This window comes from Campylobacter sp. CFSAN093246 (assembly GCF_012889415.1).
Classification (GTDB): Bacteria; Campylobacterota; Campylobacteria; order Campylobacterales; family Campylobacteraceae; genus Campylobacter_D; species Campylobacter_D jejuni.
The window spans coordinates 1,470,851-1,485,411 of record NZ_CP040613.1; the positions used below are offsets into that span (position 1 = coordinate 1,470,851).

The 14,561-nt window shown below is 30.7% G+C and carries 12 protein-coding genes and 1 tRNA gene; 2 read left to right on the top strand and 11 right to left on the bottom strand.

The genetic code is table 11. From position 1 onward, the window contains the following. Nucleotides 1-58: 58 nt before the first annotated feature. From FBE87_RS07605 to FBE87_RS07620, 4 genes are all read right to left on the bottom strand, one after another. Entirely contained in the window at nucleotides 59-577 is a 519-nt protein-coding gene (locus FBE87_RS07605) for a MotE family protein (RefSeq protein ID WP_002855458.1), read from the bottom strand. Beyond that, a complete protein-coding gene (locus FBE87_RS07610; protein WP_002797496.1) occupies nucleotides 570-998 on the bottom strand; it encodes a flagellar export protein FliJ in 429 nt (142 codons plus the stop codon). The genes FBE87_RS07605 and FBE87_RS07610 overlap by 8 nt, the downstream gene beginning before the upstream one ends. Beyond that, nucleotides 995-2,245 carry an adenylosuccinate synthase gene (locus FBE87_RS07615; protein WP_002868220.1) on the bottom strand — a complete coding sequence of 417 codons (1,251 nt, stop codon included), beginning with the start codon at nucleotides 2,243-2,245 and terminating at the stop codon, nucleotides 995-997. The genes FBE87_RS07610 and FBE87_RS07615 overlap by 4 nt, the downstream gene beginning before the upstream one ends. A gap of 27 nt (nucleotides 2,246-2,272) precedes the next feature. Further along, nucleotides 2,273-2,370: transfer RNA gene (locus FBE87_RS07620), tRNA-Sec, on the bottom strand. Nucleotides 2,371-2,509: 139 nt separating this feature from the next. On the opposite strand from FBE87_RS07620, the gene yedE reads away from it, so the two are divergent. Then, the gene (gene yedE, locus FBE87_RS07625; RefSeq protein ID WP_100621810.1) at nucleotides 2,510-3,718 is read left to right on the top strand and encodes a selenium metabolism membrane protein YedE/FdhT; all 1,209 of its coding nucleotides are present in this window, start codon (nucleotides 2,510-2,512) and stop codon (nucleotides 3,716-3,718) included. 3 nt (nucleotides 3,719-3,721) lie between these two features. After that, nucleotides 3,722-3,949, top strand: a complete 228-nt coding sequence (gene yedF, locus FBE87_RS07630; RefSeq protein WP_002855447.1) for a sulfurtransferase-like selenium metabolism protein YedF — start codon at nucleotides 3,722-3,724, stop codon at nucleotides 3,947-3,949. Nucleotides 3,950-3,964: 15 nt separating this feature from the next. Here the strand turns inward: yedF (FBE87_RS07630) and putP are convergent, their stop codons facing one another. The 7 genes from putP to fdhD form a co-directional block, all read right to left on the bottom strand. Continuing rightward, complete coding sequence (putP, locus tag FBE87_RS07635) at nucleotides 3,965-5,434, bottom strand: sodium/proline symporter PutP (RefSeq protein WP_069360681.1); 1,470 nt, start codon at nucleotides 5,432-5,434, stop codon at nucleotides 3,965-3,967. Between the two features lie 17 nt (nucleotides 5,435-5,451). Further along, on the bottom strand, nucleotides 5,452-8,940 hold the full coding sequence (locus tag FBE87_RS07640; protein ID WP_100626310.1) for a proline dehydrogenase family protein: 3,489 nt from the start codon (nucleotides 8,938-8,940) through the stop codon (nucleotides 5,452-5,454). A gap of 131 nt (nucleotides 8,941-9,071) precedes the next feature. Beyond that, entirely contained in the window at nucleotides 9,072-10,094 is a 1,023-nt protein-coding gene (gene selD / locus FBE87_RS07645) for a selenide, water dikinase SelD (RefSeq protein WP_079254328.1), read from the bottom strand. A gap of 9 nt (nucleotides 10,095-10,103) precedes the next feature. Further along, a complete protein-coding gene (gene yedF / locus FBE87_RS07650; protein WP_032583967.1) occupies nucleotides 10,104-10,676 on the bottom strand; it encodes a sulfurtransferase-like selenium metabolism protein YedF in 573 nt (190 codons plus the stop codon). 111 nt (nucleotides 10,677-10,787) lie between these two features. Further along, on the bottom strand, nucleotides 10,788-12,890 hold the full coding sequence (gene ccaA / locus FBE87_RS07655; RefSeq protein ID WP_002868032.1) for an aspartate chemotaxis receptor CcaA: 2,103 nt from the start codon (nucleotides 12,888-12,890) through the stop codon (nucleotides 10,788-10,790). Nucleotides 12,891-13,000: 110 nt separating this feature from the next. After that, nucleotides 13,001-13,738, bottom strand: coding sequence for a winged helix-turn-helix domain-containing protein (locus FBE87_RS07660; protein WP_002822570.1), 738 nt, complete (start codon nucleotides 13,736-13,738; stop codon nucleotides 13,001-13,003). After that, entirely contained in the window at nucleotides 13,731-14,513 is a 783-nt protein-coding gene (gene fdhD, locus FBE87_RS07665; protein ID WP_032583970.1) for a formate dehydrogenase accessory sulfurtransferase FdhD, read from the bottom strand. The genes FBE87_RS07660 and fdhD overlap by 8 nt, the downstream gene beginning before the upstream one ends. Nucleotides 14,514-14,561: the final 48 nt, after the last annotated feature.

Below are 14,561 nucleotides of genomic sequence, written 5' to 3' on the forward strand. Positions count from 1 at the left end.
ATAGCTTATTTTTGGTAAAAGAATGTTAAAAATGAAAAATTTTCATTATTTTAATCACCTAATTACTAGCATTATTATCTAAATTTTTCAAAAGCAAAGTAAGCTCGCTAGCTTTTTTTGGATCCATTTTAGATAAAACACCTGAAATTTTACGCGATTCCAAAGAAAGCATTATTTTGCTTGCATCCTCTGCATCCATTTGACTTAAAACATCTGCAATGGCTGCATCTTTCATTTGGGAATAAATTTCTTTAACCCTACCTTGAGTTTTATCATTGATTGAATTTAAAATCTTTTGTTGTTTTTCTACAAGCCTTGCGTTTTCAAGCTTTAATTCTTCAATTTTTGCCAAAGTTGCATTAACCTCAGCCTCTTTTTTTTCTAAATTTTCAAGCCTTTCTTTTTGCAAAGCTTCAAAAGAGGCTTTATAAGCTTCTAAAGATTGTCTTGCTTCATCAAATTCTCTAGTTTGCAATTCAATTTGAGCTTTTCTAGCTTCAAAATACTGCTCACAATCTTGTTCAGCTCCAAAAACTACACTTGAAATAAAAACTAACAATATAAATTTTTTAATCATCTTTTTCTCCTTTGAAAAAACGACTGATTGCAATTTCATCTAAAAATTTTTCTTCAGCCTTGGCAAGTTCTTTTTGCTTTTGTTTAATTTCCTCGGCTTCTAAAACCTTCATTTTTTCATAATCTAAATGTGCTTTTTGATATAAAAACTGATAATGATTCATTTCTTTTTTAGAAAGTTCTACTTTCTCCTTAGCTCTTGCCAAAGCCTCGCGTCCTACTTGTGCCATACTTAAATTCGATCTTAACTCTGCTATAGATCCTGATTTTGGCAATACGCCTAAACTTTCACACTCTTGGCGTGAAAGTTCATAAGCTTTTTCATGTTCAAGCTGTCTTTGTTTGGCTTGATTAAGATTTGATTCTGCTTTATCAAGTTGTTGTTTTCTTACCTTTACAACAGAATTATATTTACTTTTCATAAGATGATAGTATCATCTCTTTCAGGGCTAGTAGAAATATACTTTACCTTAACCCCTGCAAGCTCTTCAAGTCTTGCTATATATTTTTTAGCATTTTCTGGCAATAAATCATAATCTTTTATACCAAAAACTTTATCCCAACCATCCATTTCTTCATAAATAGGTTGAACATTTTCTAAATCGCTTGGTATATAGTCGATTTCCATGCCCTTATATTCATAAGCACGACAAATTTTTATCTTTTCAAAACCATCTAAAACATCAAGCTTCATCAAAGATAAAGCATCAAGACCATTAAGTCTTGCTGTATATCTTACAGCAACTGCATCAAACCATCCACAGCGTCTTTTACGTCCCGTGCTTACGCCAATTTCTTTTCCAATTTGCGCAATTTTTTCTCCATCTTCACCCTTATCCTCAGTAGGAAAAGCTCCATTTCCCACACGCGTTGTATAAGCTTTTACAATACCTATAATATTTCCCGCTTCTTTAGGATTTAACCCAAGTCCTGTTAAAGCGCCTGCTGAAATAGTACTTGAGCTTGTAACATAAGGATAAGTTCCATGATCAATATCAAGCATAGAGCCCTGAGCTCCTTCTAAAAGTACTCTTTTATCTTCATCTAAAGCCTTCCAAAGCATTCTTGTAGTATCTGTAATATAAGGAGTTAAAATTTCATTAAAGCGTTTTAAATCAGCAAGCAATTCTTCAGCACTTGGAATTTCAATTTCAAGCATTTCAAAAAAAGTTTTATTAGCTTCAAAATCTTTTATCAAAGCCTCACAAAGTCTTTGTGGTTCTAAAAGCTCTCCAACTCTATGTCCTGTACGATTAATCTTATCTGCATAAGAAGGTCCTATACCCTTACCTGTTGTTCCTATGGCATTTTTGCCTTTGAGCTTTTCTTTTGCAATGTCTATTAAAGAATGATGTTTTAAATTTAAATGAGCTCTATCGCTGATATATAATCTACCTTTTAAATTTTCAAATTGAGCCATTTCAGCAATCAATACTTCAGGAGAAACCACAACTCCATTTCCGATAATATTAATACATCTTGGATGCAAAACTCCACTTGGCATAAGATGAAGCGCATATCTTACACCATTTACCCAAATCGTATGTCCTGCATTGTGTCCACCTGCACTTCTGCAAACAAAATCATAATTTTCACATAATTTATCAACTACCTTACCTTTTCCTTCATCGCCCCATTGAATGCCGACAATAATATCTGCTTTGCTCATAAAAATTTCCTTGATTTTACTTAATATTGGCGAGAAGATGAGAGAATCGAACTCCCCAAAGAATAGTCAACTATCCTTTCATCTGATTTGAAGTCAGTGGCGATCACCAGATACGCTAATCTTCCAAAGTGATAATTATAGCGATTTTTAATGAAAAACAAAATAAATTTATCAATATTCTTTTTGACTTCATATTAAATTTAAGCTATAATCTCACTCTTTTTTAGCATCAAGTTTTGATGATTACATTTTTAGGATCTTTCTTTGAATTCTTTTAAACAAAAATATTTAATCAATTTTTGGGACAATTCCCGTTCTATGATTGCACTTGGAATTTTAAGTGCAGTGTATTTTGGGATTTTTGGTGGCGTTTGGGCTGTTACTGGAGAAATGACACGTTGGGGTGGCGAGTTTTTAGAGCTTTTAGGTATGAATTTAGATGGATATTCTTATTACCAAAAGCAAAATTTAAATGGAACCCCTTTAACAAGAACTGATGGTATTATGCTCATAGGTATGTTTATAGGTTGTTTAGTAGCCGCACTTTTAGCTAACAAAGTCAAATTTCGTCTACCTGCTAGCAATATAAGAATTTTTCAAGCAATAGTAGGTGGAATTCTTTCAGGATATGGAGCAAGACTTGCATTTGGATGCAATTTAGCTAATTTTTTTACAGGTTTACCTTATTTTTCTTTACACACTTGGCTTTTTACTGTTTTTATGGTTTTAGGAATTTATCTAGGAGTGAAAATTTGCAACACTTCCTTTTTTAAACCTAAAGCTAAATTAGAACGTGTAAATAAAGAAAACTTGCCGTTAAACAAGCAAAGTTTGCGTACAAAATTATATTTTAACTTAGGCATATTGCTTTTCATAGCCTTTTTAGTTTGGGTGTTTTATCTTGTTTTTACAAATGGCAATATCAGCACACAAAACAAACAAAGTCTTCTAGCTTTAGCACTGATTTTTGGTTTTGTTTTTGGCTTTGTTATTTCTAGAGGGCAAATTTGTTTTACTTCTTGCTTTAGAGATTTATTTTTATTTGGTAGAGATAATGCTATAAAAGGCGCATTAGTCGGTATGATTATCGCCTCTTTAATCGCTTTTGCTTTTATCTTGCAAGGTCATACTAGCAAACTCATAGAACTTTCTCCTGCTGTAGCTGTGGGAGCATTTTTGTTTGGTTTTGGTATAGTTTTTGCCGGAGGTTGCGAGTGTGGTTGGACTTATCGTGCCTTTGAAGGACAAAGTCATTTTATAATAGTAGGAATTGCAAATATAATAGGAACTATGATTTTAGCTTTAAGTTATGACTTTTTACCAAAAGCTTTTAAAGAAGGTATAAAAATCAATCTTTTAACTGAATTTGGCAATTTAAATGGATTTTTTATCAACCTTATTTTATTCATCTTAATGTTTGTTTTTGTAGTATTTTACAAAAAACACTTCTTTAAAAATCAACTTAAAGGATAAACAATGAAAATTACTTATAGTTTAAATTTGCAAGGTGAAGCTTGCCCTTATCCTGCTATAGCAACACTTGATGTCTTACCTAAGCTTAAAAGTGGAGAAATTTTAGAAGTACTTTGTGATTGTCCACAAAGTATCAATTCCATACCTCAAGATGCAAAAAACCGTGGTTTTAAAGTGCTTGAAATCGATCAAAGTGGACCCACGCTAAGATTTTTAATACAAAAGCCTTAAAAAAGGCTTTTGTTCTCAAAGCTCTTTTAACATCTTTTCATAAGCTGCTTTAGTTCCAGATCTTACATTTGTAAACAAACTTGCAATAATAATCACCGCCGAAGCTGCTAAAAACCCTGGAACTATTTCATAAAGACCCGAATTTGCAAAATTCTTCCAAAGTACCACAGTAGCAGCTCCTGTTATCATACCTAAGATTGCTCCTACTCTTGTCATCCTACTCCAAAATAAAGAAAAAAGCATTACAGAACCAAAAGAAGCTCCAAATCCGGCCCATGCATAAGAAACTATACTCAAAACACTTGAGTTTTTATCAGTAGAAATCAAAAACGCTATTACAGCTACCAATAAAACACCTAATTTACCTAAATTTAATACAACATGACTTGGCGCATCTTCTCTAAAAATCTTTTTATAAAAATCTTCCGCTATAGTAGAACTTGAAACCAGCAATTGTGAACTTGCTGTACTCATAATAGCTGCTAAAATAGCACTGAGTAAAATACCTGCTATCCAAGGATTAAATAAAAGCTGCGACATCACGATGAAAATCTTTTCAGGATCTTGCAAACTTAATTCAAATTTATGCACATAAGCTATACCTAAAATACCTATCATACAAGCACTTAAAAGACAAACCGCCATCCAAGCAATACCTATAAAAGTGGCCATAGGAATATCTTTAGTAGAACGAATCGACATAAAACGCACTAAAATATGTGGTTGACCAAAATAACCCAAACCCCAAGCAAGTGCAGATATAATGCTTACAATTCCTACTCCTTCGCCCATAGATAAAGCTTGTGGCTTTATTTCTCTTACTATATTCATCGCTTCACCAAAACCACCTAAATGATAAAGCATAACCAAAGGTACAATAATTAAAGCCATCATCATTAAAAGCCCTTGTATCATATCCGTCCAACAAACCGCCTTATATCCACCTAAAAAAGTATAAGCAACAATAATAATCGTTCCAGTAGTTAAAGCATAATCGTATCTGATACCAAAAGTACTTTCAAAAAGTTTTGCTCCGCTTACAAGCCCTGATGAAACATAAAAGGTAAAAAATATCAAAATTACCACCGCACATACGATGCGCAGTATATGTTTATCATCATCAAAACGAGTTTCAAAATAATCAGGAATAGTCAAAGAATTTGCAATCACACTGGTATAAATTCTAAGTCTTTTTGCCACAAAAATCCAATTTAAACTAGCTCCTATAGTAAGCCCAATTGCAATATAAGAATCTATAAAACCACTTACATATAAAGCTCCCGGTAAACCCATTAAAAGCCAACCACTCATATCAGAAGCCCCTGCGCTAAGTGCAGATATCACAGGCCCCATAGTACGCCCACCTAGAAAATAATCCTCTGAATTTTTATTTTGCTTATAAAAATAAAAACCTATATAAAGCATTAATAAGGCATAAGCTATAAACATCACTGCTATTGGGGTATTAATTTGAACCACTTCCATCAATCTCTCCTTGATCATTAAGATATTGCTCTAATGCCTAAATTTCCATAACGATGAAAAGATATACTTAAAGCTTTTTCATTAAAATAATTTAAAAGTTCAAAACGACCATTTAATAATGGCTTTTCTCTTATAATGATTTTAGCAAGCTTTGCAGCCTCTTTGTAAATCTCATCATTTACATCTGGCTTTGCTAAATAACGCACTCTTTCATATTCTTTAATACTCTTGATAAAATTTTCTTTATTTTCTTTTAAAAACAATACTTTTGCTCCTATGCTTTGAACAATTCGTTCTATCATACTAACATCTTGTTCATCATAACTGATACTTAGATCAATATTTGCAATATTTGCACCTAAAACCACACCTAAAACATCTTTTAAGCTTTCATTTCCACAAAGTCTTAAAACCATATTCTTTATTTTAGTATAAGAAAAAAGATTATCTTCTCCACGAATATTGACATAATCTTTTGAAACACTAAACTCGTTTTTATAATGATAAGCATAAGATTGAGACATTTTAATTAAATTGTTTATAAAATCTTGTGCTTCTTTTAAATCTATTTGTGCTAATTTTTTTGAAAATTTATCTTCAATTAAATGATCATCAAAATCTTCTTGCTTAATCTCTAAAAATTGAGTGATATAATTATAAATTCCAACTTTTCTACCCAAACCTATAGCTGATTTTTTAATCCCACCAAAAGGTTGACGCAGCACTATAGCCCCTGTGGTTGGTTTATTGATATAAATATTTCCTGCTTCTATGTGAGTGTGAAAATACTCCCATTCTCTTTCATCTAAGCTTTCAAAACCTGCAGTTAAACCATAACCTGTGGAATTTACTATATCAATAGCTTCTTTTAAGTCTTTAGCCTTCATCACACTTAAAATCGGTACAAAAAGTTCATTCATATGAGTAAAATCACCCTTTTTAGTGCCATATTTTATGCCTGGAGTCATCAAATAAGGATTATCCTCTAAAAACTTAGGTTTTAATGCCCATTCTTCATAAGGTTGTAATTCATCTAAGGCCTTTTGAACTTTAGAACTTGGCTTATCAGCTAAAGTACCTAATTTATTTTTAAATTCAAAAGGATTGCCCACTGCCATAGAACTCGCAGCATCCACTAAAGTCTTTTTAAATTCTTCATCATGATAAACCTCTTCTTCTAAGACTAGCAAAGAAGTAGCTGAACATTTTTGACCGCTATTGCTAAAAGCAGAATGAATGATATTTTTAATCGCACTATCACGATCAGCAAATTTAGAAACTATAGTCGCATTCTTTCCGCCAGTTTCAGCACTTAAAAGCAAGGTTGGATTAGCTTTTAACATAGCATAAGCAGTATCCTCTCCTCCTGTAAGAATTGAAAATTTAATCGCTTCATCAATAAGTAAATATTTAGAAATATCACTTCCTTTTGAAGGTAAGAAAATCAAAGCATCTTTTGGAATACCCGAATCCCAAAAACACTTACAAAGCATATAACCTGTTAGAGTTGAAAGTGAAGAAGGTTTGTAAATCACCACATTACCTGCGGCTAGTGGTGCAGCTATAGTACCTACTGAAATTCCTATAGGAAAATTCCAAGGAGCTATGGTAACCCCTATACCTTTAGGTGTGAATGTAACTTTTGGATTTTGTTTTTTAAGCTCTTCTAAAGAGTGCGGATAAAACTCTATAAAATCAATAGCCTCACTTACTTCAGGATCGATCTCTAAAAAGGTTTTGCCCACTTCTAAAGCTGCCAAACCTATCAAATCCCCTCTTCTTTCTCTCATCAGTTTTGCACTTTTGGCTAAAATTTGATAAATTTCATCATGACTTTTTTGTGTAAATTTGGAATTTTTAGCTACTTCTAAAGCTTGTTTGATTTCTTTTTCTCCTGCTAAATAAGCCTTTCCTATAACTCTATCTTCGATCTTATCTTTAACTTCTAAAACATTTAAATTTTCTGCTTTAAAATCAAGTTCGCCTATAACAGGATAAACATCATAATCTTTTAAATTTTCATATTTAGTTTTAATTTCTTTAGCCCACGCTCTATTTTGTGCTAAAATAAAATCCGTATCGCTTTCATTGCTAAATTTTTTACTTTCATAAGAACTTATGATATTTGATTCTTTATTTCTATCTTGCTTACGATGTGTAGTATTATCAAGAGTTTTTATGCCTTCTAAAGATTTTAAAAAAAGTTCTTTTTGGATATTCCAGTTTTTATCTCCTACTTTAAGATTGAAAAAATAACGCATAAAATTATCTTCACTTGTATTTTCATCAAGGCGTCTTACAAGATAAGCAATGGCATTGTTAAAATGTGCTTCATCGCAAACTGGGGCATAAAGGATTAGATCATGCATTTTAGATAATTCATAAGAACATTGCAAACTCATACCTTCAAGCATTTCAAAAGTAAAAGAATCCAAAGCACCCACTTCACTTATACGTGTATAAGCATAAGCAATCTCAAAGATATTATGACTTGCAATTCCTATGTTGATGTATTTATAATTGTCTCCTTCAAGAATAAAATCAAGCATTTTATTATAATTACTATCAGTATCTATTTTTTTGTAAAAAGTAGGAAGCTCCCAACCCTTTTGAGACGCAATGGTTTCTTCACTTTCCATATTAGCACCCTTAACAAAACGGATCTTAATAGGCTTCATACCTTTTAAAACCCTCTCTTTTGAAAAAGCAAAAAGTTTTTTAAGATACTTATAAGAATCAGGAATATAAGCTTGCAAAACAATCCCTGCTTTAATATCAAATTTAGCCACACTTTCCATAAAAGCTGCAACGGTGAGCTCTAAATCCCTAAATTCTTCCATATCAAGATTGATAAATTTAGATACACCTTGTTTTTTCTCTTCTTCTAAGGCTAAAGCATAAAGATAATCTAGTCTTTTTACGACCTCTTCTTTAGAATAATTAAAATCTATAATATTAATTTGTGAAAAAATAGTAGTAATTTTTATGGAAATATAAGTGATATAGCTTGATTTTAAGGCTTCTTCGTATTTTTGCATACGATATTTACTCTCAGCTTCACCTAAAACCTCTTCGCCGATTAAATTCACATTTAAGGTAATTTTATCTTGCTCTTTTCTTTTCTTAATATGTGGTTCTAAAACACTAGGATTTGCATCTAGAACCATAGCTTTAGTATCTTCTCTTAAATGTTTGACAAAAAAAAGTACACTTAAATTAGGAGCAAATTTGCCAAAATTTAAAAAGCTAAAAAGTAGGAATTTTTCAAAAGTGCTAAAAAAATCCGCTATGCCATATTTACTCAAAGTATATTCTATAAGCTCAAAACTTGCATTTTTATCTTTACATCTAAAAGAACGATCTAAAAGCTCTATAAGCATAACTTTATTTTTGGGATTATTAAGAAGTTTTTGCATTTTAGCATGAAATTCTTTTTCAGAATTTGAAATATTGGCTTCTATTTGTCCTTGTAATTCTTCAGCTAAAGCTAAAGCTTTTTGTATCATTTCGTATCTCCTAAGATAAAATAAATTTTAATAAATAATATATAAATAAGATAAAAAATAATATTTTAAATCATAGAAAATGTATAAAAAATGATAAAAAAAAATTTTAATGGGTATATAAGTAACAAAAATTAAGAAATGATAATATCATTTTCTTGCTTATTTACAACCTTAGCAATAATTTTAGCTTGAATATTTTCATCTTCTAGTTTTTTTAAACATTCTAAGGAATCTTTTTCACTTATAGAAATTAAAAGTCCTCCTGAAGTTTGTGGATCACAAAGTAATAATTTTTCTTCATTTAAATCAGGGGTAAGTTCTTTTATAAATTCTAAATTTTTATAAGCTCCAGCAGGAATTAAACCCATATTAAAATACTCTTTTACTCCATCTAAAAAAGGAAGTTCACTTTCAAAAATTTCAAAAGAAATATTTTTATTTAGCATTTCTTTTAAATGTCCTAAAAGTCCAAAACCTGTAACATCACTCATGGCACTTGGATGAAATTTAAGAGCAATTTGACTGGCTTTATAATTTAACTCCATCATGTTTTTAAGCATTATATCTAAATGTTTTTGATTTAACATTTGCGCCTTTAAAGCTGTACTTAAAATTCCTGTTCCTAAAGGCTTGGTTAAAATGATACAATCTCCGATTTTAGAAGTATTATTAGCAATAAATTTACTAGGATGTACTTTTCCTGTAACACTAAGTCCAAAAAAAAGCTCGGTGCTTTCTATAGTATGGCCACCCACGACTAAAGCATTACATTCTTTAACTTTATCATTTGCACCTTCTAAAAGCTCTTTTAAGATGTTTAAATCATGATTGCAAGTATCAAAACCTACTATATTTAAGGCATTAATTACCTCTGCACCCATAGCAAAAACATCGCTTAAAGCATTTGCTGCAGCAATAGCACCAAAATGATAAGCACTATCTACTATAGGAGTGATAAAATCAAGCGTTTGCACCAAAGCTAAATCGGGACTGATTTGATATACGCTTGCATCTTCATTATTTCCGATATCACTAAGTAAAGCAGGAGTTTTTTGCATGAAATTTAAAATTGTTTTAAGACCACCCGGGCTTAATTTCGCTGCTCAGCCTGCTGCTTTAACAAAATGCGTTAAATTTTGATTTTTATATTGCAGTGTTTTTCCTTATAGAGTAATGATTTTTGCTTTACCAAAAAGCTCGTTTAAAATTTCATAAGCATTGCCTATATTTCCTATTTTAAGTTCTTTGCTTTTATTAAAAAATTCTAGACAAGCTCCACAACTTATGATCTCAATACCTAAATTTTCAAGTTCTTTCATAGCTAAATGTGCTTTATGATTTTCATCAACATTGATTAAAACACTTTCATTTACGCAAAGAATTTTACTTGGAGCATGATCTAAATTTTTTAAGGTACTTAAAAATCCTACAAGTAAATTTTGTCCCAATTCACCCTCACCCACTTTGTCGGTTTTTAAAAATAAAACATTATAATCGTGAATATTTACTTCACTAGAATCAAAATTCTTTTTTTGTACTTTGATGCAAAACTCTTGTGCATTTTCATCTACAACAGGGTTTAAACTTAAAGAGCTAAGAAATTTTACAACATTATTTTTTGAAATAATAGAATTTAAAACAATTTCTAAAATTTCATTTTCTTGAAGTTTTTCAAGAGCGTTTTTTGTTTCAACTATAGGCTGAGGACAAGAAAGATTGCGACAATCAATTTTCATTATTTTTCCTTGATATTAGCTTTGAAAAATAATATTATTTTATTACTTGTTTTGTGTTTAAAAATTTTAAATAATATAGAAAAAATTTAAAAGCTCAAAAATGAGCTTTTTTTAAAATCTTTTTTTATCCACATCTTCAAGAATTGCCGCAGCAATTTGATTGACTTCATTTGTTATATTATTGGTAACATTTGCAACTTCGACATTTTCCTTAGTTACAGTTTCAAGTTGTGCTATAGCATCGTTAATCTGTGTGATTCCTGCTGTTTGTTCTTTTACAGATTCTGCTACTTCATTTACGCTTTGAACAAGTATATTAATATTTGCCTCGATTTCAGATAAGGATTTTCCTGTTCTTTCCGCAAGCTGTCTTACCTCATCTGCAACAACTGCAAAACCACGCCCATGTTCTCCAGCACGTGCAGCTTCAATAGCTGCATTTAAAGCAAGAAGATTCGTTTGCTCAGCGATATCTTTAATCACATTGACAATATTTTTTATATCATCAGCTTGTGAAGCAACCTCAACTGTTTTTCCACTTACATTTTGCATAGAAGAATTAATCTCCTCCACAGCTGCAGCCGATTGTTCTAAAGAACTCGCTTGTGCATTAGAGCCATCAGCAAGTTTTTGCATAGAATTTTTTAACTCTTCTGACTGATTGGCTAAATCTTTAGCAAAATTTGAAGAAGCCAAAAGCATCTTTTTAATTTCTTTGCCTAAAATATTAGTTGTAATCTCAACTTCACCTTTAGCATTAAATACTTCTGTACTAAAATCAAGAGCCTTATAACTATCAAAAACTCTATTAATTTCATTCATATTAGAACCAATTTTACTTTGTAAAACATCAAGCATCCTATTAAGAACATTTTTAAGTTCTACTAATTGAGGATTTATAGGATTTTTAGTAATTCTTGCAGTTAAATTACCCTTTTCGATTTCTCTAGCAGTTTGCACCGATTCATCTACAGCATTTTGATCTTGTTCTAAAGATATTTGAATCTTTTCAATATTTTCATTTATGATTCTTCCCATTGCTCCTAGCTCATCATTAGCACGAATTTCAATAGCCTTAGGTTCAATTTTTTCATGATTTAAAAAACGGAAAAATGATTCTAAAGAACTAAGAATCACAGGCAATCTAGATGCGACAATTTTTCTTACGCAATAATAAACCACTCCTAAAACAACAAAAATAAAAATAAAAGATGCACCAAGAATAATTAATTGTAATTTTTTTAAGGGTTTAAATACTGAATATTTAGGAGCAGTTACCAAAACTGCCCAAGAACTATCTTGCACTTTAAAACTATTAATCGCAGCATAAGAATCATCACCATCAGAAGCTATATAGTTAAAAACTCCATTTTTTCCTTCACTTATGGCCTTATAAGTTTCTTGTGCACCTTTATTAGGATTGATATCTTTTAAATTTTTTAAAACTAGATTTTTATTTGGATGTATCGCCATAAAACCATCTGAATTTAAAAGAACTCTTAATTCACCATCATATTTTTGACCTTTAGGGTCTAAAAGATAAGTAGCAATATCTGAAAAATCTAAAGTCATGCCTATGACACCTACAACTTGATTTTTTCGATCAAAAATAGGCATAGCAACATTTACAGCATCAAAATCTTGACCTTCTAAATTCATCTTAATAGGACGGCCTATATATACTTTATTTTCCCCATATTTTGCTTTTTTTAATATATCTTGCACAACTTGCAGATTAGCTATTTCATCACTAGCTTGTATTGCTTTTATTCCGCCTTTATTATCCTTTTCTTCATCAGCGTAAAGCATAACAAATTTTCCACTTTGAGTATTAAAAAATTTACTCTCTTCTTTAAAGTATTCTGGCGGATCAATAAGATATAAATAAGTAAAATTAGAATAAGCACTATTATCAAAAGTATTGGTTATAATATTTGTTATATTGTCTATATCTAAATCTTCTTTAGAGGTTGATCTAAACATTTCTGTTAAAGTACCTGAAATACTTTTATTTAAAGCGATCATTTCCCCAAAAATTCCTTGAGTTTGAGTAGCATATTCTTTCGTGATAGAAGCAAGAATATCTTCTGTATTTTTGGTAATATTTTGACTTACTTGTTTTGTGATTAATGAAATTAAAATAACAAGTCCAATAACAACAACAGCTGCCACAGAAAAAATAAGTTTTAAACCTATATTTAAAGATTTAAACATCTTATAACTCCTAAAATAAAAAATTTAGATTCTAATTTTAACATATTTTTAAAAAAATAATATTAATTAATTATAAAAAAATTATGTATTAGTATTTTTTGATAGAAGATTTATTTTTTTCCTTTTAAAAACAATTCTTTAAAGCGTTTATTAGCGTATTCTTCTATGTCTTTTTGCAAAATAGAGTAATTTTCCATCAATTCCATAGCTCTAGGAGTAAGTTTTGTTCCTGATTCTTTAGAGCGTCCTTGTCTTGTGCTAACTAAAATTTCTTGAGAATTTTTTTGTAAGGTTTGTAAATGCATCCAAGCTTTTTTATAATTAATCCCCATAAGTTTAGAAGCATGTAATAAACTACCTGTTTGTCCGATAAGTTCTAAAAGTTCTGTTTTTCCTCGACCAAAAAGCAAATCTCCATCCGCATTTTCAATCCAAGTTTTTGTTCTTACTATAAATTGCTTACCTTTTTTTTCTTTAAAACAACCAAGTTGACAATACTTTACATCAACCTTATAAGTTTTTAAAGCTGAACGCATACTTTTAAGTCCACAACCTTCTTTAGCAATATCTCTTGCATCTTTACAAAAAATTCTACGCTTTTCATCTAAACTAGGTTCTATTTTTTTAAGCACTTCAATCTTTGCTTTTTCAAAATCTAAATGTCCAAATTGCCCCAACTCGCAATTATCAATTCTCATGTGATTTTCATCGGCTAATTGTCCGATTTTTTCTATATTTATATTAAATTTCTTTGCAATTTTAAAAGCCGTACCACAATCTAATTTTTCATTGCTATTTAACAATTCTCTCATATATGAGATGATTTCTTTTTCTTGATTTTTATCCATGAATTCTAAATTCTCCACTATAAATATTGATCTTATTTTCTCTAGCAAAACCACAAAGCGTTAAATCAAATTTTCTTGCTATCATAACCCCTAAACAAGTAGGAGCCGTGCGTGAAACAAGCACTGGAATTTTATGCATAACTGCTTTAGCTACCATTTCAGAACTTAGCCTTCCACTAACCATTAAAAAACATTGACTTAAATCAACCCCAGCTAAACACGCTTTTCCTAAAGCTTTATCTATGGTATTATGCTGAGCTATATCTTCACCTATAAAAAAAGTTTTCTCATCTACAAAAAGCTTAGCCGTATGTACACAGCCTGTTTTCTCGTAAAGCTCGCATTGAGTATAAAAAGTACTCATTTGTTTTAAAATTTCATCTTTGCTAAATTTTGCATCAGAACTAATTTTACTCGCTTCAATAGCTTCTGGATCGATATTGGCAGTATGTGCTCTACCGCAACCACTTATAACTACACCTTCAGCATTAAGCTTTGCTAAATTTTCTTTATCAATCTTTGCTTTAATATGCACACTCATACCATCATCTTTTGTTTCTATGCTCTCAATATCGCTTACTTTCGCAATGATATTTTCACTCATTAAATATCCTATTGCTAATGCCTGTTCATCTACAGGAGTTGCCATTAAAGCACCTACTTTTTCATCATTAATAAAAATTTCAAGCTTAATTTCACGCACTAAAGTATCATCGCATGTAAAAGATTCATTGCCTTTATATTTTAAAATTTGAGTTGTAAATAACGGATCCATACCTTATCCTTTAAATATCTTTAAATAATATTATATCAAAAAAACATA

Coding starts and splice junctions, on each gene's coding strand:
- FBE87_RS07605 (WP_002855458.1), bottom strand. CDS start 577: ATGATTAAAAAATTTATATTGTTAGTTTTTATTTCAAGTGTAGTTTTT.
- FBE87_RS07610 (WP_002797496.1), bottom strand. CDS start 998: ATGAAAAGTAAATATAATTCTGTTGTAAAGGTAAGAAAACAACAACTT.
- FBE87_RS07615 (WP_002868220.1), bottom strand. CDS start 2,245: ATGAGCAAAGCAGATATTATTGTCGGCATTCAATGGGGCGATGAAGGA.
- yedF (WP_002855447.1), top strand. CDS start 3,722: ATGAAAATTACTTATAGTTTAAATTTGCAAGGTGAAGCTTGCCCTTAT.
- putP (WP_069360681.1), bottom strand. CDS start 5,434: ATGGAAGTGGTTCAAATTAATACCCCAATAGCAGTGATGTTTATAGCT.
- FBE87_RS07640 (WP_100626310.1), bottom strand. CDS start 8,940: ATGATACAAAAAGCTTTAGCTTTAGCTGAAGAATTACAAGGACAAATA.
- yedF (WP_032583967.1), bottom strand. CDS start 10,676: ATGAAAATTGATTGTCGCAATCTTTCTTGTCCTCAGCCTATAGTTGAA.
- ccaA (WP_002868032.1), bottom strand. CDS start 12,890: ATGTTTAAATCTTTAAATATAGGTTTAAAACTTATTTTTTCTGTGGCA.
- FBE87_RS07660 (WP_002822570.1), bottom strand. CDS start 13,738: ATGGATAAAAATCAAGAAAAAGAAATCATCTCATATATGAGAGAATTG.
- fdhD (WP_032583970.1), bottom strand. CDS start 14,513: ATGGATCCGTTATTTACAACTCAAATTTTAAAATATAAAGGCAATGAA.